Here is a 23,307-nt window from a genome sequence, read left to right on the forward strand (position 1 = left end):
GAGCTTCGCCTAATGTCCGCCCCGACATTTTGAGGAGGACTACAGATGCTGCGTTTCGGAATTCTGTCGACGGCCAAGATCGGTCGCGAGCTTGTGGTGCCGGCGATCCAGGATGCCGAAAACGCCGTTGTGACGGCGGTTGCGAGCCGCGATCTGGGCCGAGCCCGCGAGATGGCCGACCGCTTCTCGGTTCCCCACGCTTTCGGCTCCTACGAGGAAATGCTCGCCTCCGACGTCATCGACGCCGTCTACCTTCCGCTGCCGACTTCGCAGCATGTCGAATGGGCGATCAAGGCAGCAGATGCAGGCAAACATGTTCTCTGTGAAAAGCCGATCGCGCTGAAGGCTGAAGAGATCGACGAGATCATCGCGGCGCGCGAGCGCAACAAGGTGCTGATCACGGAAGCCTATATGGTGACCTACGCACCGGTCTGGCTGAAGGTCCGCGAATTGCTCGCTGAAGGTGCCATCGGCACGCTGAAAATGGTGCAGGGCTCCTTCACCTACTTCAACCGCGACCCCGGCAACATGCGCAACATTCCGGAACTCGGCGGCGGCGCTCTTCCGGACATCGGTGTCTATCCCACGATCACCACCCGTTTCGTCACGGGCAAGGAGCCGGTCCGCGTCCAGTCGACCATCGAGCGCGACCCGGACTTCGGCACGGATATCTATGCGAGCGTAAAGGCTGACTTCGCCGATTTCGAATTGAACTTCTACGTCTCCACCCAGATGGCCAACCGACAGCTGATGGTCTTCCACGGCACGGATGGTTTCATCGAGGTGAAGTCGCCCTTCAACGCCGATCGCTGGGGCGCCGAAGAAGTCGAGCTCACCAATCGCGGCCACAACGTCTCGCAGATCTTCCGCTTCCCCGACAGCCGTCAGTACAAGCTGGAAGCGGAAGCCTTTGCCCGTGCCGTGGCCGGCACCAAGGGCGAGGTCGTCACGCTGGAAAGCTCGAAGGCGAATCAGAAGCTGATCGACGCGATCTATCGCGCAGCGGGCAAGGACGGCTGGGAAGCGGTGTAAGCCGCTTCTCGTCCCTTAGCGGCGAAAGACGTAGCGCGAATAGCCGAAGAAGCTGAACAGCATGGCCGCGATGGAGGCGAACACCAGCGCGGCATAGGGGCTGAGCAGCGGCGCGCCGATCAGAAGCTGGGCATAGACCCCGTAATTGATCAGCGATGTCACGACCCCAATGAAACCGTAGCGAAAGCCTTCACTGACCATCGAACGCTTCGAGGCGCCGAAGGTGAAGTGGCGGTTGAGCAGCCAGGTCGTGGTCATGGCAACCGCGATTGCCACGATGCGGGCGGCAAGCGGGCCGACCGGGGTGAAGGTCAGGAACAGCCAAAGCACCCCGGCATCGACGAGAAAGCCGGTCGCACCGACGACGACGAAGCGCAGGAACTTCTTCATGCCGCGGGGGACGAGCCGCCCTTGGCCGCAGTCTTGGGCGAACGCTCACGCTTGGGCTTTTCCTCCGCCGATACGGGTTCAACCTGGACCTTGGCCGTGCTGAGGGCCGGCAGCGTCAGATAGTGGATCCTGAGTTGCTCAGCGCGCGAGCGCGCAACGGAATCGAGGATGAGCGCTGCCGTGAACGACAGGAAGGACATCATCGTCAGCGCCATGGCGGCAATCCAGGTCGGCATGCGCGAGACGAGACCGGTGGTGAAGAACTCGTAGAGCACCGGTGCCATGAAGCCGAGGCTGATGCCCATCAGGCCAGCCGCGATCAGGCCGAAGAAGGCGAAGGGCCGCGTTTCCTTCATCAGCATGGCAAACATCCAGAGGATCTTGAAGCCGTCCTTGAAGGTCGAGAGCTTCGAATGCGAACCCTCCGGCCGGCGGCCGTAATCGAGCTCGATCTCGCAGACCGGAAGCTTCAGCCGTGAGGCATGCACCGACATTTCCGTCTCGATTTCGAAGCCGGCGGAAACGGCCGGGAAGCTCTTCACATAGCGGCGCGAAAACGCGCGGTAGCCCGAAAGAATATCCGTGAAGTCGTTGCCGAACAGCACGCGGTACAGCAGGTTGAACAGCCGGTTGCCGAAGGCATGGCCGTTACGGCCCGCATCATCATGCACGCCGCGCCGTGTGCCGACCACCATGTCGGCGCGCTCGGTAATCAGCGTGCGGATCAGTTCCTCGGCGTCGGCGGGGCCATAGGTCCCGTCACCATCGGCCATGATGTAGATGTCGGCATCGATGTCGCAGAACATCCGGCGCACTACATGGCCTTTGCCCTGGCGGCGTTCCCGCACGACGGTCGCACCCGCCAGCATGGCCTTCAGCGCCGTGCCGTCGGTCGAGTTGTTGTCGTAGACGTAGATCTTCGCCTCCGGCAGTGCCGTGCGGAAATCGGTCACGACCTGCCCGATCGTGGCTGCCTCGTTATAGCATGGCAGGAGAACGGCGATGTCGAGGGAAGGGGTGGCCGCGCGGCTCATGGGGACCTGCTCAAAACGCTGGGGTTCGGGCAGCCCTGAGGCCACCATTGATTTTACTATTTCTTGAGAAGGTTAAGGCTAGGTTTCGGGAACGATCAGTCTTTGAAATATGGTCTGCCGCTGTATTCCCGGAGGGGATATTGCCTGGTGGGCCTGGAGGTTTGACCAAGCATGGCCGACATCACCCTGCCGAGCGCGTCAAAACCCGCTGCTGCGCGTCCGCTTCTTTTCTGGACGCTGGTTTATGGCCTCGTCACCATGGCCGTGATCGCCCTGCTCAACCTGCCGGCCGCCAGCGATTATGTCGGCAACGACAATGACGATGTCATGCGCCTGGTGCAGGTGCGCGATCTCCTGGCCGGGCAGTCCTGGTTCGACCTGACGCAGTATCGGTTGGGGCTCGACGGTGGCACTTTGATGCACTGGTCGCGGCTGATCGATCTGCCTATCGCGCTTTTGATCCGCGTTTTCGCCCAGATCGTGCCCATGGAACAGGCCGAGGCCCTGGCCTTGCTGGTTTGGCCGCTCATACTAATCCTGCCGCTGATGGCGGCCATCGCAATTGCTGCGCGTCGGATCGGCGACGATGTCACCATGCATCTCGCGTTACTGCTGACCTCCGTCTTCGTCATCACCGGCAATCGCTTCCTGCCGGGCTCGATCGACCATCACAATGTCCAGCTTGTCCTGGTCGCGACCATCGCAGCCGGCCTCATCGATCCCGCGCGCGGCCTGGCCGGGCATGCCCTTGCCGGCATCGCGGCCGCCGCGGCCATCGCGATCGGTGCCGAAACAACGCCTTTCGTGGCCGCGGCCTGCGCCATCGTCGGTGTGCTCTGGGCTGTGGAAGGCGAGGATTATGCGAGAGCCGCCCGCGCCTTCTCGCTCACACTTCTCGTCAGCCTCTCGGCCTTCTTCTTTGCGACCGTTCCGCCGTCACAATATGCCGATGTCACCTGTGACAGTCTCTCGGTCGGCTTTTACGCCGTGGTCGGCATCGGCGCCGCCTCGCTCTTCATCGCAACCCAGCTGCCGGGCATGGGCAATCTGCGCCTTCGCATCGCAGCGATTGGCGTCACCGGCGTGCTGGTCAGCCTCGGTGCGGTGACGATTGCGCCGCAATGCCTGCAAAACCCGCTCAGCGAACTCGACCCGCTTCTCCAGTCCATGTGGCTTGCCGGTGTCATCGAAGCGCAGTCGTTCCTCGACCAGATCTCCAAGGAGCCGGCTGCCTTTGGTGGGTTTTATGCCGTCGGCTTCTTCGCGATCTGTGTCTGCCTGTTCCGCATCCTCAACGGTGATCGGGTGCGTGCCCACGCGATTGTCCTGGCACTGGTCGCGATTTGTTGGCTGATCGCGCTCATCCAGGTGCGCGGTGCCATCTTCGCCAATCTGCTGGCCATCCCGCCCTTGGCCCTGCTCATCGCAGAGCTCCGTCGCAAGGCGCGCGAAGAACCCGATCAGCTGGGGACGGGCCTGCTCTTTGCGCTCGCCGCCTTTCTTTCTGTCCCGAGCGCCTGGGCGCTGTTCGGCGTGCTCTTCGTCGAGGGCACGGCGGGTGTCACCAATCGGGTGAAGGGCCTGTCCCAGACGCCGGCTGCAACAACCGAGCAGACAGCCGCCTGCGATGCACCGGCCGGCTTCGCCGCCTTGAATGGCCTGCCGACCGGCGTCGTCGTGGCCGCATCCGACATGGGACCGGAGATCCTTCGCTTGACCCGCCACCGGGCGCTCTCCGGTCCTTACCACCGCAACCAGGGCGGCATGCTGACCGAGCTGCATGTCGGCCTTTCCAAGCCCGAGGAGGCGGCAGCCTTCCTGCGTGGCGCGGGCGCGACGATCCTCGTCTTCTGCCCGGATTTCCCGCAGACGGAGAAGATCGCCCTGACCAAGGCCGACGGTCTCTATGCCGGCATGATGAAGGGCGAGGTCCCGGCCTATCTCCGACGGTTACCGGTCGACCCTTCCTCCAGCATGCAGATCTACAGCGTCGAACTGCCCTGACGGAAAGCGCGGGATCACCTGCGTAGGCGGGCTGATCTCGCTCCGATTTTCCGCTAGGAAATGGCCATGAGCAATTTCTTCGACAGCGATTCGCCGACGAACCTCACCGAGTTCTCCGTTTCGGAACTCTCGGGCTCGATAAAGCGCACCATCGAAACCTCTTTCGATCATGTCCGCGTGCGCGGCGAAATCTCCGGCTATCGCGGGCCGCATTCCTCGGGCCATGCCTATTTCAGCCTGAAGGACGACAAGGCCCGTATCGATGCGGTGATCTGGAAAGGCTCCTTCTCGAAGCTGAAATATCGCCCGGAAGAGGGCATGGAAGTGATCGCGACCGGCAAGGTCACGACCTTCCCCGGCTCGTCGAAATATCAGATCGTCATCGAGCAGATGGAGCCGGCCGGCGCTGGCGCCCTGATGGCACTGATCGAGGAGAGGAAGCGCCGCTTTACATCGGAAGGCCTGTTCGACCCGGCGCGCAAGCAGCTCCTGCCCTTCCTGCCGAAGGTGATCGGCGTGGTGACCTCACCGACCGGTGCCGTCATCCGCGATATCCTGCACCGCATCTCCGACCGTTTCCCGGTGCATGTGCTGGTCTGGCCGGTCAAGGTGCAGGGCGAAGGCTCCGGCGATGAGGTGGCGAATGCCATCCACGGCTTCAACGCGTTCGAGCCTGGCGGGCCGATCCCGCGACCGGACGTGCTGATCGTCGCCCGCGGCGGCGGCAGCCTTGAGGATCTCTGGAGCTTCAACGACGAGGCGGTGGTGCGTGCGGCGGCTGCCAGCACCATTCCGCTGATCTCCGCCGTCGGCCACGAGACCGACTGGACGCTGATCGACTACGCCGCCGATGTCCGCGCACCGACGCCAACTGGGGCAGCCGAAATGGCGGTCCCGGTCAAAGCCGATCTCGAGGCCCAGGTCGCGACACTTTCCGCGCGGCTGTCCGGTGCCATGAACCGCCAGATGGACAATCGCCGCCAGAACCTGCGCAGCCTGGTGCGGGCGCTGCCCTCGCTCGACCAGTTGCTGGCTTTGCCGCGCCGCCGCTTCGACGAGGCGGCCGGCGGACTGGGACGGAGCCTCGAGCGCAACACCATGAACAAGCGCCGCAGCTTCGAGCGCGCGGCGGCCAAGCTCTCGCCGGATATGCTGGCGCGGCAATTGGTGGAGCGTAAGCAGAAACTATCCGAAAACGCGGTTCGCGCCGAACGGGTCATCGAACGGCTGATCGAGCGCAACAAGGCGCGCCTCGGCCGCTTCGACGCGACGTTGACTGCGGTGCCGGGGCGACTGAAGGCGATGACGGAGCGCTCGAAGGACAGGCTCGAAAGCCTTGGCCGTCGTGCCGACAGTGCCGTGATGAACGACCTCCGTCGCGCGCGTCAGGCCCTGGTCTCGCAGGATCGCGTCCTGCAGTCGCTGTCCTACAAGAACGTGCTCGCCCGCGGTTATGCCGTGATCCGTGACGAAAACGATCGCCCGCTGTCCCGTGCCGAAGGACTTTCGCATGGCCAGACGATCGCGATCGAATTTGCCGATGGTCGCGTTGCCGCCGTCGCCGGCGAAGGTGTAGCACCACCGGAACCGTCGGCAGCGCAGCCGGCCCGCGCCGCAGCCGTCTCCAAGCCGGTCCGCAAAAGCGAGCCGCCGGCCGGGCAGGGCAGTCTCTTCTGATGGGCGCCCGACGCTTCCTCGTCGTACTCGCCCATCCCCTGCCGGAAAGCTTTGCCGCGTCTGCGGCACGGGCGGTGGTGGAAACGCTGGAAGCCAAGGGCCACACAGTCGACCTGCTCGATCTCTATGCCGAGGATTTCGATCCGCGCCTGACGGCAGCCGAGCGCGCCGCCCACATGGAACCGGGATATCAGCCGAGCGAAGTCTCCGGCATTGTCGACAGGTTGAAGGCGGCCGATGGTCTGGTGCTCGTCTTTCCGCAGTGGTGGTTCAATCTGCCGGCCATCATGAAGGGCTTCATCGACCGCATCTTCGTCCCTGGCGTCGCCTTCGGCCACGACAAGGCCGGCGGGCGGATCGTGCCTTTGATGACCAATATTCGCAGCTTCTGGGTCGTGACCTCGACGGGCTCACCCTGGTGGGTGGTGCATCTCTATATGGGCAATCCGGTCAAGCGCATCCTGAAGCGCGGCGTCGCCGCCTTCTGTGCCAAGGGCGTGGATTTCCGCATGCTCGCCATTCACGACATGGACCGTGCGACGGATGAGAAGCGCCGGACCTTCCTGGCAAGGATCAAGGCCGCTTTTGGCGGTCTGTAGCGACGCCGAGAGCATCTCGGTTGCATTGTGTCGAGTTACACTTTTGATTGAGGTTTTGGCTAGAATGAAAACCGATGGTTGACTTTCATTAGGATTGCCTCTATCTATTGCTCATCGATTGTTGCTTGCTAAGCTTTGGTTATCGCGCGGAACAGCCCGCGCCCTGTCGAACCTTCCTTTCAAAAATCGTTACCTCCACAGCGCATCCGCGCTGCGGCACTCTATGCGCTATGAAAGGGTTCATCATGACCACTGGCACAGTAAAATGGTTTAATTCCACCAAGGGCTTCGGCTTCATTCAGCCTGACAACGGCGGCCCGGACGCATTCGTTCACATCTCGGCAGTCGAACGCTCCGGCATGCGCGAAATCGTTGAAGGCCAGAAGCTGGCTTACGACATGGAGCGCGACAACAAGTCGGGCAAGATGTCGGCCTGCAACCTGCAGGCAGCCTGATAGATCCGGGATCCGCTTTCCTTTGACCACGGATGTACTGGCACTGTCGAAGGCACGATCCCACGGAAGGTCAGGCGGTTCGCCTGGCCTTTTTTTATTGCCCGGAAGGGCAGTGCTCCTGAAAGGAGACGACATGACCGAACAACTCACCAAGTCGCGCCAGACCGCCGAAATCGCTTTTGCGAAGACGCAGTCTCAGTTTCTCGCGCGCGGTCGCGCGATCGACGAGCAGGACGCGATTACCTCGGCGCGCGATGAGAAGACTATCCGCCTGCGCGAGGCTCGCCTCACCCGCGAACGCGAAGCGCGCGAAAGCGCCACGGCGGCTCTCGTCGCCAAGCGCGCCCGCACCTGACCCCCTATTGTCCAAGAGATCGGAGCACCGATGAAATTCAGCAGAGACCATGGCCTGGCCGAACGCCGCACCACAGCAACCGACGCCAAGGCGGCATTGCTTCAGGCCTATAAGGCGGCCCATGCCGCAGCCGACCCCGAACGCGAAGCCCGCATGGCAGAGCGTGTCGCACGCGCCGAAGAGCGCGAGCAGCGCCATGCCGAGCGCACCCGCCTGAAGGCCGAAGAAAAGGCCCGCGCCGAACAGGAAGCCCGCGAACGCGAGGAAGCCCTGATTGCCGAGGCCAACGCCGAAAAGGACGCACGCGAACACGCAGAAGCTTCGCGCATCAGCCGTGTCGTCGAAGACGAAGCAGCCCGCAAGGCCGAGCGCGACCGTCGTTACGCCGCCCGCAAGGCGCGCCAGAGCTGATCTCAGCCGTCGGATGAGCGATCGAGCCCATCCGTGAAGACAGGCCATCGCGACAGTCGGTGGCCCACCCGATGTGAAAATCGATGATGTGAAGATCGATTGCGCGCAATCGATCAATCTCATGTGATTATACTAGACAACTATCTTCATCATTGCCACATCTGCGCCAGAAGCCGGATGTGCTCCCAAGCATCCGGTCAAACGGAGCATGACTATGATGAAGAAACTTGTTCTCGCCGCAGCCTTGGCTGCGGCCACTGTCGGTGGCGTTTCAGCCCAGGCCGCGACCTATGTCGAAGCCGGCGGCTGGACACCCCGCGAAATCCTGTTCGGCAAGCAGTACAATGGCAATGTCACCGCGATCCGCGTTGATCGTGGCAGCTTTGAGCGCCATACCTACCCCCAGCAGGCCATCTACCCGACTGGTAACAGCATGCGTCTGGCCCAGGCTATGGTGACGGAAGACCCGAGCCTTTCGGCTGCCCTCGAAGTCCGCGGCATTGCCCCGCACAATGTGCTCTGGGTGCAGACGGCGTTCAACGGCGGCAAGGTCGTCTACTATCGCTGATCGGCCCTAAGCACGCTGAAAACAAAACCCCGCCCTGGCAACAGGACGGGGTTTTTTGTTGTCCGTGGTTGAGGCGGGGGCCTCAGGCCCACTCACCCTTGCGCATGACCGGAACCTTCGAGCCATCCGCCCGGATGCCATCGATATCGACCTTGTCCGAGCCGATCATCCAGTCGATGTGGATCAGCGAGGAATTGCCGCCCTGCGCCTTGATCTGGTCCTGGCTGAGCGAGGCACCATCCAGGAAGCACTTCGAATAGCACTGGCCGAGCGCGATATGGCAGGAGGCGTTTTCATCGAACAGCGTGTTGTAGAAGAGCACGCCGGAGGCCGAGATCGGCGAGGAATGCGGCACGAGCGCCACTTCGCCCAGGCGCCGTGCACCCTCGTCAGTGTCGAGCACCTTGTTGAGCACGGCCTCACCCTTCGAGGCCTTGGCCTCGACGATCCTGCCGCCTTCGAAACGCACCTGGATGTCGTCGATCAGTGTGCCCTGATGGGAAAGCGGCTTGGTCGAGGAGACGTGGCCCTCCACCTTCAGCGCATGCGGGGTGGTGAAAACCTCTTCCGTCGGAATGTTCGGATTGCAGGTCACGCCGTTCTTCGCCGTGGAGGCGCCGCCATGCCATTCATGGCCGTCTGCGAGGCCAACGGTCAGATCGGTACCGGGGCCGGTGAAATGCAGGGCTGCAAAACGCTCGCCGTTCAGCCAGGTCGACCGCTTCCTCAATTCCGCATTGTGGTCCGCCCAGGCGCCGATCGGATCGTCGCGATCGACGCGGGACGCGGCGAAGATGGCATCCGCCAGTTTGCGCACGGCCTCTTCTAGCGGCAGATCCGGGAAGACGAGCTTCGCCCAGGAAGGGTTCGGATAGGAGCAGATGTTCCAGTTGATGTCGAAATTGGAGATATGCTCCAGCGCCGGCTTGTAGGCGATCGAGGTCGCCTTGTTGGCACGGCCGACCTTGGCAGGGTCTTCATGCGCCAGAAGCATCGGATTGTCGCCGGCGATCGCAAGACGCGCTGCCCCATTCTCATAGGCCTTGGCCATGCCGTCATAGAGCCAGTTCGGTGCGCGATCGAAGCTTTCGTCGTGGCCATGGCGATAACGCGCAAGCGTGGTCTCTTCGTCCGAATAGAAGGTGGTGACCGTCGACGCTCCGGCTTTGTAGGCATGCGCCGTGATCAGTCGCACCAGCGGCACGGCGACCAGCGGTGCCGTCAGTACCAGGTCCTGGCCCTTTTGCAGCTGCAACCCGACCTTGATCGCCACCTCGGCGAGCTTGTCGAGCTTGTGCGGATCGATGGAGGCGGAGAGATCGGGGAGGGTCATGAAGTATTCCTGTTGTGGCTGTCACGCCAGACTTAAGGGGAAAGATGGCGAAGTCCAGACCATGGGCGCCAAACCATGGATCAGGTCAGGCCGTGAGAGCCGCCGCGATGGCGCCAAGTGCCTTCAGCGCATCCTTGGGCGACAGCCGCACCTGCAACCCGCGCTGCCCGCCATTCATGTAGACGAGCGCCTCATCCATGGCCGAGATCTCGATGGCCGTCGGTACCGGCTTCTTCTGCCCGAAGGGGCTGATGCCGCCGACCACGAAGCCCGTGAGCTTCTCGGCATTGGCCGGTTTCATCATCGCTGCCGATTTGCCCCCGAAGGCGCTCGCCAGCTTCTTCATCGACACCTCCTTGTCGGAGGGCACGACCACGCAGACCGGCTTGCCATCGAGTTCCGCCATCAGCGTTTTCAGCACCCGCGACGGATGCTCGCCGATCGCTTCCGCCGCCTGCAGCCCGATACGCTCGGCATTCGGTTCGTAGTCATAGGTCGCGGTGGTATAGGCCACACCGGCCTTGTCGAGAAACTGCGTAGCGCGGGTGGTCTTGGCCATGGGATCAGGCCTTGAAGATCTGCTGATAGATCTCCGGCTTGAAGCCGACCGTAAGCTTGCCGTCCACATCCAGCACCGGCCGCTTGATCATCGAGGGCTGCTCCAGCATCAGCGCCTTGGCCTTTGCGGCGTCGAGGTTCTCTTTCTGCGCGTCCTCGAGCTTCTTGAAGGTCGTGCCGGCCTTGTTGAGCAACACCTCCCAGCCGACTTTGCCGATCCAGCTGTCGAGGGTCGACGCGTCGATGCCTTTGGCCTTGTAGTCGTAGAAGTCATGGGTCACGCCTTGGCTCTCAAGCCAGGTGCGCGCCTTCTTCATCGTGTCGCAGTTCTTGATACCGTAGATGGTGATTGCCATGGGCCGCAGGTCTCCTGTTCGTGACCGACGGATAGCAAGTCGATCCCACGGCTGGCAAGCCGACCGCTTGGCCTCGCGGCACACCCCGTTGGAAAGTCTTTGCAGGCCCGGCAAAAACGGGTTGATCGATCGCGGAGAGCGGGCCAACCTGTGGCGTCAGGAGAGGATGCTTGATCATGGCGACCAACCACGCTTTTGCGGTGTTCGAAACGAAGAGTGGCACCTGTGCGATCGCCTGGACCGATGCGGGCATTTGCGGCTTTCATCTGCCGGGTGACGAGCCGGAGCAGGCAGAGCGCCCCATTCGTCGGCGCTTTACGGGTGCGGAGCGCTTGTCTCCGACCGCGGACATCGCAGTCGTCATCGATCGTGTGCGAGGCTACTTTGAAGGTGAACGCAGCGACTTCTCCGATCTACGCCTCGACCTTTCCGCCCAGACGGAACTGTACCGACAGATCTACCTGGCCACTCTTCGTCTCGGCTGGGGCAGCACGACGACCTATGGCGGCCTCGCCGGAGAGCTTCAGCTTGGGCCGGCAGGCGCCTGGACGGTCGGCCAGGCCATGGCCAAGAACCCCATCCCGCTGATCATCCCGTGTCACCGGGTTCTGGCGGCGGGTCGCAAGATCGGTGGCTTTTCCGGCCCCGGCGGATCGGACTCAAAGCAGCGTATGCTGGAGCTGGAAGGTGTCGAATTGCCGGACACCACCCCGGCCCAGCAATCCTTCGGCTTCTGAAAAGGGGCCAAGAAAAAACGGAGGGCGATGGCCCTCCGTTCTATTGACGTTGTCAGAGTTGAGGCCTGCGCCTCATTCCCACTCGATCGTGCCCGGAGGCTTCGACGTCACGTCGTAGACGACGCGGTTGATGCCGCGGACCTCGTTGATGATGCGGGTAGCAGCCCGTCCGAGGAATTCCATATCGTAGTGGTAGAAATCGGCGGTCATGCCGTCGACCGAGGTGACCGCGCGCAAGGCGCAGACGAACTCGTAGGTGCGGCCATCGCCCATGACGCCGACGGTCTGGACCGGCAATAGCACGGCAAAGGCCTGCCAGATCGCGTCATAGAGGCCCGCCTTGCGGATCTCGTCGAGATAGATGGCATCGGCTTCGCGCAGGATGTCGAGCTTTTCGCGGGTGACACCACCCGGGCAGCGGATGGCAAGGCCCGGACCCGGGAAGGGGTGGCGGCCGATAAACGAATCCGGCAGACCGAGCTCCTTGCCGAGCACGCGCACTTCGTCCTTGAAGAGTTCGCGCAGCGGTTCGACAAGCTGCATCTTCATGCGCTCGGGCAGGCCGCCGACATTGTGGTGGCTCTTGATCGTCACCGACGGACCGCCGGTGAAGGAGACGCTTTCGATGACGTCAGGGTAAAGCGTGCCCTGACCGAGGAAATCCGCGCCACCGAGCTTCTTCGCTTCGTCCTCGAAGGTCTCGATGAACAGGCGGCCGATGATCTTGCGCTTGGTTTCCGGGTCGCTGACACCTTCCAGCTCGCCGACGAACTTGTCGACGGCATCCACATGGATGAGATGCAGGTTGTAGTGTTCCTTGAACATGGCAACGACGTCGGCTGCCTCGTTCTTGCGCATCAGACCGTGGTCGACGAGGATGCAGGTCAGCTGGTCGCCGACCGCCTCGTGGATCAGCAAGGCTGCGACCGACGAGTCGACGCCGCCCGAGAGAGCGCAGATGACGCGCTTATCGCCGACCTGGGCACGGATCTGCTCCACCGCCTTCTGGCGATAGGCATGCATGGTCCAGTCGCCCTTCACGCCGGCGATGTTCTGCACGAAGTTCTGAATGAGCTTCGCGCCATCGGGCGTGTGAACAACTTCCGGATGGAACTGCACGGCGTAATACTTGCGTGCCTCGTCGGCGATGAAGGCAAACGGCGCGTTGGAAGAGGTGGCGAGCACCTTGAAGCCCGGCGGGATCGCGGTGACGCGGTCGCCATGGGACATCCAGACCTGGTGGCGGGAGCCGACAGACCAGAGACCGCTGAAGAGTTCGCAATCCTGTTCGACCTCGAGGAAAGCGCGGCCGAATTCGCGGTGATGGCCGCCTTCGACCTTGCCGCCGAGCTGGGCGCACATGGTCTGCTGGCCATAGCAGATGCCGAAGATTGGAAGACCGCTGTCGAACAGAACCTGCGGCGCGCGGGGACTGCCCTCATCGAGCGTGGAAGCGGGGCTTCCCGACAGGATGATCGCCTTGGGCTTCAACCGGTGGAAGCCTTCTTCGGCGGACTGGAAGGGGACGATTTCGCAATAGACGCCGGATTCACGAACGCGGCGGGCGATCAGCTGCGTTACCTGGCTGCCGAAATCGACGATGAGAACACTGTCGGGATGTGCTGTCTGGGTCATGGCGAGCCTTTAAAGAAAACGGGCCCATCTTTCAATGGCAGAATGCCCAGACAATCTCGATTTTTTGTGCGCCTGCTCAGAACCAGAAGACGCCGTCTTCCAGCGCCGTCTGCAAGCCGTCGACGGCGAGCGCCAGTTTCTTGTCGATGACATGCAGATATTGCGTCCAGTCGTCGATGTGGTTGACGTCATGGCGGCCATCGGAAATGCCGCGCAGCCCGATCAGCGGAATGCCGAAGCTCTGGCAGGCCCGCAGGATGGCAAAGGTCTCCATGTCGACCATCTGGGCGTCGATCGACTGGTAGGCAGCACCCGAAACGACGTTCGCACCGGTCGAAAGCGTGGCCGCCGGGATACCGGGTATCCGGAGTGGCAGTTCGACGGAAACCGGCAGGTCGAGAAACGGCGTCTTGCCCTTCTCGAAACCGAAGGCCGAGGCATCCATGTCGCGATAGGAGACGGCCGAGACCTGGTAGATCTCGGCCTGTTCGAGCGTTGCCGATCCGGCTGAACCCAGCGAGACGACGAGGTCCGGCAGATCGTCATGGCTTAAGAGGCGGGCGAGTTCCTTCGTCAGGACGACGGCGGCCTCCACCGGTCCGACGCCGGTCATCAGCGGCGAGATCCGGGTGCGCAGAAAGACGCCATATTCGGCATCGGCTGCCATGACGAAGAGGACATTCTTGCCGGCGATCGGCTTCATCTCGTAGGTCATCCGGAAATCCCCTCTCGTCCGCGGATCACCATCATCGTGCTGGTCATCGAGGCAATCAGCTTGGCCGGACCGTCGGTGAGTGCATAGCCGCGCCCGTCGGCGACGATGATGTTGGAGCCCGGCTTGGTGATCTCGCCGCGAAACAGGAAACGCTCGCCGCGCCCCGGCGACATCAGGTTGACCTTGAACTCGATGGTGAGCAGCGAGGCCTCCTGCTCGATCACGGTATAGGCCGCATAGCTGCAGGCGGTGTCGAGTGCGGCCGAAATCACGCCGGCATGCAGGAAGCCGTGTTGCTGGGTGAGCTTGCGGTCATAGGCGAGCTCGATCTCGACGACGCCGGGGCTGATCCGCGTGAGCTCTGCCCCGAGTGTCTCCATCGCCCCTTGGCGCGCAAAGCTTTGCCGAATGCGCGCCTCGACCGCTTCCTGATCGTAGTCCACCATGCATTGTCCCCTTCGGCGGCGAAATTGGCATGGCCGTTCGGGGCAAGCAAGCCAGCGAAATGGAAATTCAGTTCAGCCAGGCAATCGAGAGATTGAGCAGGCTGGCAAAGGCCACCCAGGCGAGATAGGGCACGAAGAGCAGCATCGAGACCCGGTCGATCGGCTTTGCCTTGACCATGAAGGCGATGATCGTCACCAGCATGCCCACGATGACGATGAGCGCCAATTCCGGGTTCTGCAGGCCGAAAAACGCCGGCGACCACATCAGATTGAACGCCATCTGGGCGAACCAGAGCTGCATGGCAGCCGATTTCGGCGCGCGCTGCCAGATCCGGGCGCCGGCGATACCGATCAGCACATAGAGTGTGGTCCAGACCGGTCCGAACAGCCAGGAGGGAGGGTTGAAGAACGGCTTTTCGAGGGACTGATACCAGTCGCCCGGCGTGTTGGTGAGGCCGGCGAGAAGACCCGCGCCGACGACGAAACCGATGAAGAGAATGTAGCTCAGGATCTTGGACATAGTGGGAACCTAGGGCGGAAGGTCGGGCTTGGCCAGCATCTCAAAGGCGGATGATATGCTGATCCCAGGCGACCTTGCTCGTCTGGTCGAGAAAATCGCCGCGATAGGACGAGACGGCAAAGCTTGTGGGCGAGGGCGCGATGCCCGCTGCATCCACCAAAACCGTCTTTGAAATCAGCCGGCCGTCCTTGCCATCCAGCACCGCCCAGAGGCCATTCTTTGGCGAAGCGATACCGACGAGGCCTTCTGTCCGGTTGACGGCGATGGCGCCGACATAATTGCCGAGCCGGTCGGTCGTCTCGTCCGGCAGTTGGACATAGGAAACCGGCTCACCCTTGGAGAAATATCCAACCAGCGGCGGCCGATCCGTGCGCGACCCCTCATACTGGCAGGCAAACCAGATGCGGCCGTCGGCGGCCACGTCGAGATGCCGGGTGGAGAGCTGGCGGAGTTCCGGAGGCAGTGTGTGCTTCTCGATCAGCGCACCGGTCTTGGCATCGGCCAGAACCAGCGAGGGCTCCATATGGTCGAGATTGAGTTTGGTCCGGCCGAAATCGGGATGGGTCTCGATCCCGCCATTGGCGATGACCAGGAGACCGTCTGCCGTGACGGTGATGTCATGCGTGCCGATGCCATGGGCCGGCACCTCGCCCACGCGCTCGAAGCCGGAGATGCAGTCGTAGATCCCGATCACGCCGGCATTGGCGTCGAAGTCGTTTTCGCTCGCATAGAAGAGCCGACCGTCCGGCGAGAAGGCGCCATGGCCAAAATAGTGACGGCCTTCCGCAGCGGCGATGATGCGCGGCTCAACAGCCTTCTTGGCGTCGAAGATGACGGCAAAGGTCCCCGGTCGGCGGGCAAAGGCAACCGAAAGCCCGTTTGCGGCACTGTGGCAGAGACCATGGATGCGACCCGGCAGCGCGAACTCGTCGATCAGGCTGCCGGCCTCGCTGACAAGCCCTAAGGCAAACCTGCCGTCTGCACGTTTGAGGCCACTGGCATAGACCGCGTCCGTCCGTTCAAGCGCATAGGCGGAACGGGGCGCCAGGCCTGCCATAAAGGCGAGGCCTGCAGAGCGCAGGAAGGCACGGCGATTGATCAGCGGCGTTGCGATCATCTCAGTCGCCGTCGGAGAAGGAGAAGCCGGCGGCAAGCCCGATCCCGCCACCGAGATCGTTGTTGAGCCTCAGGATCAGGTCGCGGCTGTTGAGCAGCAGGAAGTCGAGCTTGGCGATCTGGGCCGGATCCTCGAAGACCTTCGCCACATCGGGCTTGATGTCGGCTGACACCCGCGACAGAGAACGGGCGACGAAATCGGTCGAGGAGACGACCGAACGATTGCTCTCCGCCAGAAGCTCCACCATGCCCGACGTGTCGAGCAGCGCACGCACAGCCTCGATATTGGCGGTGATCGAGCGGAAGGTATTGCCCGAGCGCCAGTAGATCGCCTGGCGCGGCAGTGCCTTTTTCGGGTCACCCTTGTAGAATTGCTCGATGCGCTGGTCGCGGATCGTCTCGGCCGCATGCACGAGCACGCCGAGCAGCTCCTTGGCGGCCTCCGCCTCGTCGCGGTAGAGCGGATTGTCGGGCCCCGGTGCCTTCCAGGCGGCTGCCACACCATCGGGGGCATCCCAGGCGGCAGAGAGTTCTGAGCCGAGGCGCTGCAGGTTGGCTGCGATCGCTGTGCCATACTGGCAGCGATAATTGCTTTCGGTGGCCGTCAGCGTTTCCGAGCCCGTGCCGAAGAGCACGAATTCGAGGGCGCCAAGCCCCTGCATGGCAACGCTCTTGCCCTTCAGTGTCTCAACCGAGGTGACGCTCGGATCGGGCTTGGCAAGGGCAGACTGAACCTGCTTCAGCCCGGTTCCCTTGCGGTCGGGGAAGAACAGGATCCGCTCGAAGCGGTTGTCATCGAGTACGGGGCCGACCCGCACGATCTCGATCCGCGACCAGGCCTCGACGAGATCGCCGAAGGTCGACTGCGCATTCAGCAGGCTTTCAGAGGAGGGCGCCTCGCACAGCATGGCCATGGATTCCTCCATGGTCGCAGCCTCTTCGGTGAAATGGCGGTAGCCGGGACGGATGAAACCGTCGACGGCCCGCGCCATCACGGCCGGCACCTTGGCGGCGTCAAGCACGCCAGCGGTCGAGTTCGATTCCTGAGCCAGGGCTGGCAGGGGCAGCAACATCGTGGAGAGAAGCACAAGGCGCGTGAAAAACCGCATCAGAGAGACTCCAGAAACGTGATCAGGGCCTTGCGGTCCTCGGGGTTGGCAGCGGCAAAGGCGTTGCGGGCGGCTTCAGCCTCGCCGCCATGCCAGAGAATAGCCTCGGTCAGGTTTCGCGCCCGGCCGTCATGCAGGAAGAAGCTGTGGCCGCTGACCACCTGCGTCAGACCGATACCCCAGAGCGGCGGCGTGCGCCACTCCCGCCCGGTGGCATCCCCCACGGCCTGGCCATCGGCCAAACCTTCGCCCATGTCATGCAGCAGAAAATCGGAATAGGGCCAGATCAGCTGAAAGGCCTGCGCTTTGTTTTCAGCCTTCCGGCTGGTGACGAATTTCGGTCGGTGGCAGGCGGTGCAGCCGCTCGCATAGAAGATTTCCTTGCCGCTCAGGACTTCGGCGTCGTCGACATTGCGGCGCTTCGGCACGGCAAGGTTCTTGGCGTAGAAGGTCACGAGATCGAGCACCGGATCAGGTCCTTCGGTATCGCCCAGCCGCGGCTGTACGCCGGTCGCTGCCTCGAAACACGAGGTCTGCTTTTCGGTACAGTCGCCGAAATGCCTGGGATCATCCGGCGTCGAAATACCGATGTCGCCGGCAAAGGCGCTGGCGCTCTGGTCGCGCACCGAAGCGTTCTGCGCCTTCCAGCCAAAGCGGCCGAGCTTGATCTCACCCGTGCGGTGATCGCGGGCGCGGGCGGCGCGTCCGGAAATGCCGTCACCATCGAGGTCATCGGGATCGGCGAGCGCCCGGATGTCTTCCTCGGGGATGGCTTCGATCAGGCCGAGCCCGATCATTGGATTGGCGATACGTGGCGACAGCACCGTGCCCGGATCGAGCGGCCCATAATTCAGATCGCTGACGGAATAGCTGGGGCGGCGCAGCATCACCGTCTCGCCGCCTGATAGCGTCACCGGCTCCTCGGCATAGGTGATCTCCATGCGCCCTTCGGCTGCCATGCCGGGGATCGCTTGGTCCTGAAGCTGGCCACCATAGACGGGGTCGTGCAACGAGGCGATGTCGAGCCGATCAAGCCTTGCCTGTTCCTCTGCCGTGGCGGCCGGCCGCGCGAGGCGGAAGAACATCGAGGTATGGTCGCGATCGCCTTCCGGCGGATGGCCGCGCCCGTCCTTCAGGTGACAGCTCTGACAGGCCCGCGCGTTGAACAGGGGCCCAAGGCCGTCGGACGCCTGGGTGGAGGAAGGGGAGGAAACCCAGAGCTTGCGGAACAGTGCGTTCCCGAGCTTGAACTCCTGCTCCTCGGCAAAGGTGATATTGGCGGAAAAATCGGAAAAGGAGTCCGCGCTTACACCGCGTGGGGACGTGCCGGCCCCGCCTTGCATCAGTTCGAAACTCTCGGCTTTGCTGAAGTCGCCAGTCGGACGGGTCACGGCGATGACGCGGGACGTGTCCTTCGGCGTCAGGTCGGTCCGCCCGACAGCCTCTTCGGCGGCAACGGGCGAGATCGTGAGGCCCGTCGTCAAAAGCATGCCGAGGCCGGCGAGGATGGCCTTGCGAGTTCTCATGAGGGGGATCGGGCCGCTCCCTTGGAAAGGGGCGGCCCGCCTTTGCTACTTACTGGAAGACGGCGCCAGGATTATCAAGGCTGTCGGAGCCTTCAAGCTCGATCGTGCCAAGATCCAGCGACGCAATGACGCGCTGGATGGTTTGGGTCTGGTCGATCAGGCCGTCGATGGCGGCCTGCACGGTGGCATTGCCCTCGGCATTGCCTTCGCCAATCATCTGGTCATAGGCTTCCTTGGCCTGAGCGCGCTCGGCCATCGTGTTCATTGCATTGAGCGTCTTCTCAAGCTTGCCCTTCATTTCCGCATCGAGTGCGGCATCCTTGGCGGCAACCAGCTCCGAGAGTGATGGACCTGTCATCTTGGTGCCGTCGACGCGGGTGTATTCGCCGGTATAAGCGGAGGCGATGCCGATGGCGTCGTTCAGATGCGAGGCATGCGTGTTGTCGGAGAAGCAATCATGCTCCTCTTCCGGATCATGCAAGAGCACGCCGAGCTTCATGCGCTCGCCGGCGAGTTCGCCGTAGGAGAGCGAGCCCATGCCGGTGAGGATCGCGGAAATGCCCTTCTGCTCGTCGGCGAGAACAGCCTTCGTCGCTTCGCCCTCTGGCGCCCAGGCAGCGACCATCTCTTCGAGGTCCTGGACCAGCAGCGTGGAAGCGGCCTTCAGGTAGGCGGCGCGGCGGTCGCAATTGCCATTGGTGCAATTGGCCGTGTCGTAATCGGTGAAGGAGCGGTTGCCGGCACCCGGACCGGTGCCGTTCAGATCCTGGCCCCAGAGCAGGAATTCGATGGCATGATAGCCGGTTGCGACATTGGCTTCGACTTCGCCGGCTTCATGCAGCGTCTCGGCGAGAAACTCCGGCGTGATCTCGGAGGCATCGACCTCATCGCCGTTGATCTTGACCTTCGGGCTGGCGATGACGTTGGCGACGTAAAGCGCATTGCCGTCGCTTTCGGTGCCGTAAGCAGCATCGACGTAATCGATCAGGCCTTCATCCAGCGGCCAGGCATTCACCTTGCCTTCCCAATCGTCAACGATCGGGTTGCCGAAGCGATAGACCTCGGTCTGCTGATAGGGCACGCGGGCGGCGATCCAGGCCGCGCGTGCGGCTTTCAGCGTTTCGTCGCTCGGCTTGGCAATCAGCGCGTCGATGGCGGCATCGAGTGCCTTGGCGGTCGAAAGCGCATCCTGGAACTTGGCTTCAGCCAGCGCGCTGTAGTGGGTCAGCACGTCCTTGGGTGCCGGCGCGGCGAGCGCCGGACCAGCGAAGATGGCAGCCGATGTGACCAGCAGCGCGATCGATGCGCCGATGACGGATTTCCGGATCATGGTGTCTCCCTGCGGCGCCGATGGCGCCTCGTATTGAACGGACCGCCATGTCTTCGCGCAAAAAGAAACTGGTGTCAAACAGTCGACTATAAGAAACAACCGTTGGAATTGACGATGGTCAAATCACGTCGGGCGACGGCGCATGCGACAGAAGAAGAAGCCGTCTGTGTCCATGCTGGCGGGGCTGAGCGTCACGGTCTTGCCATCCGCCGAGCGCGGCTTCGGCGCTGACGACCCGAACAGACGCGTCCAGTCTTCAACCACGGAGACGATCTCGAAGCTCGGATTGGCCTCGCAGAAGGCCTGGACCTGGCGGTCATTTTCTTCCGGCAGCACCGAACAGGTGACATAAAGCAGGGAGCCATTCGGCTTGACGAAGGTCGAGGCCTCGGTGAGCGCCTCCTGCTGCTGCGCCACGCGTTCCTGCAGGTTCCGGTCGGTCAGGCGCCACTTGGTGTCGGGACGACGACGCCATGTGCCGGTACCGGTGCACGGCGCATCGACCAGCACCTGGTCGCAGCGTTCTTTCAGGCTTGAAAGCCCCTTGGTGCTGTCATGGACTTGGACATTGTGGGTGCCGGCGCGCTTCAACCGCTCGATGATCGGCGCCAGCCGCTTGCGGTCGGCGTCATAGGCGTGAACCTGACCCTTGTTGTTCATGGCAGCCGCCATGGCGAGCGTCTTGCCGCCACCGCCGGCGCAGAAGTCGAGCACCTGGTCGCCTTCGCGCGGTGTCACGAGATCGGCCACGATCTGCGAACCCTCGTCCTGCACTTCGAACCAGCCCTTCTGGAAGCTAAGTTCGGCCGTGACGTTCGGCAGCCGCGACGGACCTTCTCCGGCCGGCACCCGCATGCCGAAACGGGCGATCGGAGAGGCCTGGGCACCGGAACGGTCGAGCGCCTTCACGACTTTGTCGCGATTGGCCTTCAGCGTGTTGACGCGCAGATCAAGCGTCGGGCGCGTGGCCAGCGCCTGTGCCTCTGCCAGCCAGTCGTCCCCGAAGGCCTGCTCGAAGGATGGCTGCACCCAGTCGGGAATGTCGGCCTGGACCTGCAAGGGTGCGTCGGAGAGATCACGGCTCGAAAAGGCCTGGATCTGGCTTTCGGTCAGGGCTGTGGGCGCAAAATTGTCGCCTTCGAATTCGGCCTGCAGAGCCTCAAGGCTCATGCCCCATTGGCGCAGGAGAACGGCCCAGCCGAGCGAACCGGCACTGTCGTCGTCCATCAGCCACGCATGGGAGAGCTTCATGCGCAGTGCGTCGTAGACAATATTGCCGATTGCCGCACGATCGCCGGAGCCGGCAAAGCGATGCGAAAGGCCCCAATCCTTGAGGGCATCGGCAACGGGACGGCGACGGGTCTCGATATCGCTCAAGACTTCAATCGCACCGGCAAGACGGCCGCCCAGACGCATGGTTATTCTCCTCTGAAAGAAGAGAGCGTGGTAGCGGCGATCACGGGCAAGAGCAAGCGCCTAAAGCCCGAGTGATCGATCGCCGCTCCCGGATGTCGGGGCACTTATACCAAGTGTCGATGATCGGAACCGATAGGATGGCTTATTGCAGGTCTCTGGCTCGGCGCGGCGCGCCGGGCGATGCTGTCGCATCGTCCAAGCGGCGCAACAACGCCAGGGGCCTGCAAGAAGCCACCTTTGGTCGGCTTCCCGCCCATTCTGGCGTCGTCGAGCTCCTTGACCGATGCGAGAGCATCGCTCTTCGCACCTCTCCTAGCCAGAAAGGGCGGTCGAGCCGATCCTATGGGTTCCTATCATCGACACTTGGTATTAGCCCAGGATTTCGTAGCAGACCTTGGCGTGGCCAGAGCGGATCATGCCGATGTTCTGCGCGGCTGCCTTGGAAAGATCGAGCACACGGCCACGGATGAAGGGGCCACGATCATTGATGCGAACGACGACGCTCTTGCCGCTTCGCGAATTGGTGACCTTCACCTTGGTGCCGAAAGGCAGGCTCTTGTGGGCTGCCGTCAGCTTGGCCGGGTTCATACGTTCGCCGGAAGCGGTCTTCGAATGCAGTGCGTACCAGGAGGCACCACCGCAGGAAGACTTCGCATTTGCACTGTGAGGCGCGAAAGCACAGAGTGCAGCAATAGTTGCAGCGGCGAAAATAGAGCGTCGGTTGATCGTCAAGTTTTACGTCCCTAGTCGTTGACACGAGCGGTTTTTTGCGTGGCATCGGCTAGGCAGGGTCAAAAATGGCAAAAACGTGCCCATAGTCGATCACGAAAAGTTACGAAATGTAACATTCGTGATGAGTGCGAGTGGGATCTTTACCTTAACGAAATATGAATTTTACGGAAAAATCGTTTGATTCCATGACTCTTCGCGGAATTAAAAACTCACGATTCCACCTTTTGCGGCATTCACGGAATCGGCAAAGAAAAATTTTGCTCATTCGTCATATTTGCTGCCCAAATTGTGGTGCGGACGGGGCCAGACGCTCGTCTGCGCAGGCTTTCTGGCGCTCTGAGCGCAAAGTTTGACCCCGTGAAACGCGGTTTTAGCCCCGTTGGTTCCATGTGCCGGAGCCAAGTAGATCGGCCAGGGACATAATGTAATTCGGGTACTGGAAGTTGAATCCGAGGGACTTGATCTTGGCGTTCGAAACCCGCTTGTTCTCGCCGTAGAAGGAGCGCGCCATGGGGGTCAGCTCTGCCGTCTCAAACGGCTGCTCGGCGGGTGCATCCATCTCCATGAGGCGGGCGGCTTCGGTCACCACGTCCTGCGGCGGGGAGGGCATGTCGTCGGTGACATTGAAGATCCCGCCGGTCTTCGGGCCGGCGAGGAAGGCGGTCGCCGATGCGATGTCCTCGACGCGGATACGGTTGAATACCTGGTCCTTTTTCACCAGTCGGCGCGCGGTCCCGTTGGCCAGATTCATGAAGGTGTTGCGACCGGGACCATAGATGCCCGAGAGCCGCAGGATCGAAAGCGGAAGCCCGGCGCGCGCCGCCACCACCTGCCAGGCCTGCTCGGCATCGACGCGTTCCACCGAGCGTACCGAGACCGGCTTCAACTCGCTATCCTCGTTCACCCAGGCGCCGTGATGGTCGCCATAGACGCCGACAGTCGACAGATAGGCGATCCATTCGAGCTTCGGCATCAAGGCCTTGATGCCCGGCTGTCCGCAGAGGCGGATGAGCGGGTCACCCTCGCTGCCGGGGGCAATCGACTGAACGAGATGCGTGGTCTCCAAGAGCTCGGCACGAAGTGGCTCCGACAGGCTCGCACCGTCGAAGACGAAGGGCCGGATGCCCATCTCCTCGAGCGCCTTGCCCTTCTCGGCACTCCGTGTGGTCCCGGCGACCGAGGCGCCCTCGCTGCCGAGGAGCTTGCCGATGGCCTTGCCCGAATATCCCGCTCCGAAAATCATCAAACGCATG

The 23,307-nt window shown here is 62.5% G+C and carries 25 protein-coding genes; 9 read left to right on the forward strand and 16 right to left on the reverse strand.

The features are described 5' to 3' along the window. Positions 1 to 45 precede the first annotated feature (45 nt). Complete coding sequence (locus C0V73_RS14490; RefSeq protein WP_102020691.1) at positions 46 to 1,032, forward strand: Gfo/Idh/MocA family oxidoreductase; 987 nt, start codon at positions 46 to 48, stop codon at positions 1,030 to 1,032. A gap of 15 nt (positions 1,033 to 1,047) precedes the next feature. On the opposite strand, the gene C0V73_RS14495 is transcribed toward C0V73_RS14490, so the two are convergent. Then, positions 1,048 to 1,422 carry a GtrA family protein gene (locus C0V73_RS14495; protein ID WP_102020692.1) on the reverse strand — a complete coding sequence of 125 codons (375 nt, stop codon included), beginning with the start codon at positions 1,420 to 1,422 and terminating at the stop codon, positions 1,048 to 1,050. After that, positions 1,419 to 2,456: a glycosyltransferase gene (locus C0V73_RS14500; RefSeq protein ID WP_102020693.1), complete on the reverse strand. Its 1,038-nt coding sequence runs from the start codon at positions 2,454 to 2,456 to the stop codon at positions 1,419 to 1,421. The genes C0V73_RS14495 and C0V73_RS14500 overlap by 4 nt, the downstream gene beginning before the upstream one ends. Positions 2,457 to 2,627: 171 nt before the next feature. Between C0V73_RS14500 and C0V73_RS14505 the strand changes: the two genes are divergently transcribed. The 7 genes from C0V73_RS14505 (at position 2,628) to C0V73_RS14535 (ending at position 8,525) form a co-directional block, all read left to right on the forward strand. Continuing rightward, the gene (locus C0V73_RS14505) at positions 2,628 to 4,460 is read left to right on the forward strand and encodes a hypothetical protein (protein WP_102020694.1); all 1,833 of its coding nucleotides are present in this window, start codon (positions 2,628 to 2,630) and stop codon (positions 4,458 to 4,460) included. A gap of 66 nt (positions 4,461 to 4,526) precedes the next feature. Beyond that, positions 4,527 to 6,137, forward strand: coding sequence for an exodeoxyribonuclease VII large subunit (xseA, locus tag C0V73_RS14510; RefSeq protein ID WP_102020695.1), 1,611 nt, complete (start codon positions 4,527 to 4,529; stop codon positions 6,135 to 6,137). Beyond that, positions 6,137 to 6,736 carry an NAD(P)H-dependent oxidoreductase gene (locus C0V73_RS14515; protein ID WP_102020696.1) on the forward strand — a complete coding sequence of 200 codons (600 nt, stop codon included), beginning with the start codon at positions 6,137 to 6,139 and terminating at the stop codon, positions 6,734 to 6,736. The genes xseA and C0V73_RS14515 overlap by 1 nt, the downstream gene beginning before the upstream one ends. Positions 6,737 to 6,981: 245 nt before the next feature. After that, positions 6,982 to 7,191 (forward strand): cold-shock protein, encoded by a 210-nt coding sequence (locus C0V73_RS14520; RefSeq protein WP_006725042.1) that lies wholly within the window; start codon positions 6,982 to 6,984, stop codon positions 7,189 to 7,191. A 133-nt stretch (positions 7,192 to 7,324) separates the two neighbouring features. After that, complete coding sequence (locus tag C0V73_RS14525) at positions 7,325 to 7,546, forward strand: hypothetical protein (RefSeq protein WP_102020697.1); 222 nt, start codon at positions 7,325 to 7,327, stop codon at positions 7,544 to 7,546. A gap of 30 nt (positions 7,547 to 7,576) precedes the next feature. Further along, entirely contained in the window at positions 7,577 to 7,957 is a 381-nt protein-coding gene (locus C0V73_RS14530) for a DUF6481 family protein (protein WP_102020698.1), read from the forward strand. Between the two features lie 214 nt (positions 7,958 to 8,171). Further along, the gene (locus tag C0V73_RS14535; RefSeq protein ID WP_102020699.1) at positions 8,172 to 8,525 is read left to right on the forward strand and encodes a hypothetical protein; all 354 of its coding nucleotides are present in this window, start codon (positions 8,172 to 8,174) and stop codon (positions 8,523 to 8,525) included. Positions 8,526 to 8,607: 82 nt separating this feature from the next. Here C0V73_RS14535 and C0V73_RS14540 read toward each other — a convergent pair whose 3' ends face one another. The 3 genes from C0V73_RS14540 to C0V73_RS14550 all read right to left on the reverse strand — a co-directional run bounded on the left by C0V73_RS14540 (position 8,608) and on the right by C0V73_RS14550 (position 10,772). Beyond that, the gene (locus C0V73_RS14540) at positions 8,608 to 9,858 is read right to left on the reverse strand and encodes an aminopeptidase (protein ID WP_102020700.1); all 1,251 of its coding nucleotides are present in this window, start codon (positions 9,856 to 9,858) and stop codon (positions 8,608 to 8,610) included. An 85-nt stretch (positions 9,859 to 9,943) separates the two neighbouring features. Then, positions 9,944 to 10,417 carry a Cys-tRNA(Pro) deacylase gene (gene ybaK, locus C0V73_RS14545; RefSeq protein WP_102020701.1) on the reverse strand — a complete coding sequence of 158 codons (474 nt, stop codon included), beginning with the start codon at positions 10,415 to 10,417 and terminating at the stop codon, positions 9,944 to 9,946. A gap of 4 nt (positions 10,418 to 10,421) precedes the next feature. Then, complete coding sequence (locus C0V73_RS14550) at positions 10,422 to 10,772, reverse strand: ArsC family reductase (RefSeq protein ID WP_102020702.1); 351 nt, start codon at positions 10,770 to 10,772, stop codon at positions 10,422 to 10,424. A gap of 173 nt (positions 10,773 to 10,945) precedes the next feature. Between C0V73_RS14550 and C0V73_RS14555 the strand changes: the two genes are divergently transcribed. Beyond that, the gene (locus tag C0V73_RS14555) at positions 10,946 to 11,509 is read left to right on the forward strand and encodes a methylated-DNA--[protein]-cysteine S-methyltransferase (protein WP_102020850.1); all 564 of its coding nucleotides are present in this window, start codon (positions 10,946 to 10,948) and stop codon (positions 11,507 to 11,509) included. A 72-nt stretch (positions 11,510 to 11,581) separates the two neighbouring features. Here C0V73_RS14555 and guaA read toward each other — a convergent pair whose 3' ends face one another. The 11 genes from guaA to C0V73_RS14610 all read right to left on the reverse strand — a co-directional run bounded on the left by guaA (position 11,582) and on the right by C0V73_RS14610 (position 23,306). Continuing rightward, positions 11,582 to 13,144 carry a glutamine-hydrolyzing GMP synthase gene (guaA, locus tag C0V73_RS14560; protein ID WP_102020703.1) on the reverse strand — a complete coding sequence of 521 codons (1,563 nt, stop codon included), beginning with the start codon at positions 13,142 to 13,144 and terminating at the stop codon, positions 11,582 to 11,584. 76 nt (positions 13,145 to 13,220) lie between these two features. Further along, entirely contained in the window at positions 13,221 to 13,859 is a 639-nt protein-coding gene (locus C0V73_RS14565; protein WP_102020704.1) for a 5'-methylthioadenosine/S-adenosylhomocysteine nucleosidase, read from the reverse strand. Further along, positions 13,856 to 14,305 (reverse strand): PaaI family thioesterase, encoded by a 450-nt coding sequence (locus tag C0V73_RS14570; protein WP_102020705.1) that lies wholly within the window; start codon positions 14,303 to 14,305, stop codon positions 13,856 to 13,858. Before C0V73_RS14570 ends, C0V73_RS14565 begins: the two co-directional genes overlap by 4 nt. Positions 14,306 to 14,372: 67 nt before the next feature. Next, positions 14,373 to 14,825: a TspO/MBR family protein gene (locus tag C0V73_RS14575; protein WP_102020706.1), complete on the reverse strand. Its 453-nt coding sequence runs from the start codon at positions 14,823 to 14,825 to the stop codon at positions 14,373 to 14,375. Positions 14,826 to 14,865: 40 nt separating this feature from the next. Next, entirely contained in the window at positions 14,866 to 15,942 is a 1,077-nt protein-coding gene (locus tag C0V73_RS14580) for a DUF1513 domain-containing protein (RefSeq protein ID WP_102020707.1), read from the reverse strand. A gap of 1 nt (position 15,943) precedes the next feature. Beyond that, positions 15,944 to 17,050 carry an imelysin family protein gene (locus C0V73_RS14585; RefSeq protein ID WP_102020708.1) on the reverse strand — a complete coding sequence of 369 codons (1,107 nt, stop codon included), beginning with the start codon at positions 17,048 to 17,050 and terminating at the stop codon, positions 15,944 to 15,946. After that, on the reverse strand, positions 17,050 to 18,540 hold the full coding sequence (locus C0V73_RS14590) for a di-heme oxidoredictase family protein (RefSeq protein WP_245407989.1): 1,491 nt from the start codon (positions 18,538 to 18,540) through the stop codon (positions 17,050 to 17,052). Before C0V73_RS14590 ends, C0V73_RS14585 begins: the two co-directional genes overlap by 1 nt. Positions 18,541 to 18,625: 85 nt before the next feature. Beyond that, positions 18,626 to 19,906 (reverse strand): imelysin family protein, encoded by a 1,281-nt coding sequence (locus tag C0V73_RS14595; RefSeq protein WP_102020710.1) that lies wholly within the window; start codon positions 19,904 to 19,906, stop codon positions 18,626 to 18,628. Positions 19,907 to 20,029: 123 nt separating this feature from the next. Then, entirely contained in the window at positions 20,030 to 21,322 is a 1,293-nt protein-coding gene (locus tag C0V73_RS14600) for an RsmB/NOP family class I SAM-dependent RNA methyltransferase (RefSeq protein ID WP_102020711.1), read from the reverse strand. A gap of 369 nt (positions 21,323 to 21,691) precedes the next feature. Beyond that, positions 21,692 to 22,054 (reverse strand): septal ring lytic transglycosylase RlpA family protein, encoded by a 363-nt coding sequence (locus C0V73_RS14605; RefSeq protein ID WP_172450182.1) that lies wholly within the window; start codon positions 22,052 to 22,054, stop codon positions 21,692 to 21,694. Between the two features lie 370 nt (positions 22,055 to 22,424). Continuing rightward, on the reverse strand, positions 22,425 to 23,306 hold the full coding sequence (locus C0V73_RS14610) for an SDR family oxidoreductase (protein WP_102020712.1): 882 nt from the start codon (positions 23,304 to 23,306) through the stop codon (positions 22,425 to 22,427). Between the last annotated feature and the right edge of the window lies 1 nt (position 23,307).

It is taken from the genome of Rhizobium sp. TH135 (genome assembly GCF_002855515.1).
GTDB lineage: Bacteria > Pseudomonadota > Alphaproteobacteria > Rhizobiales > Rhizobiaceae > Allorhizobium.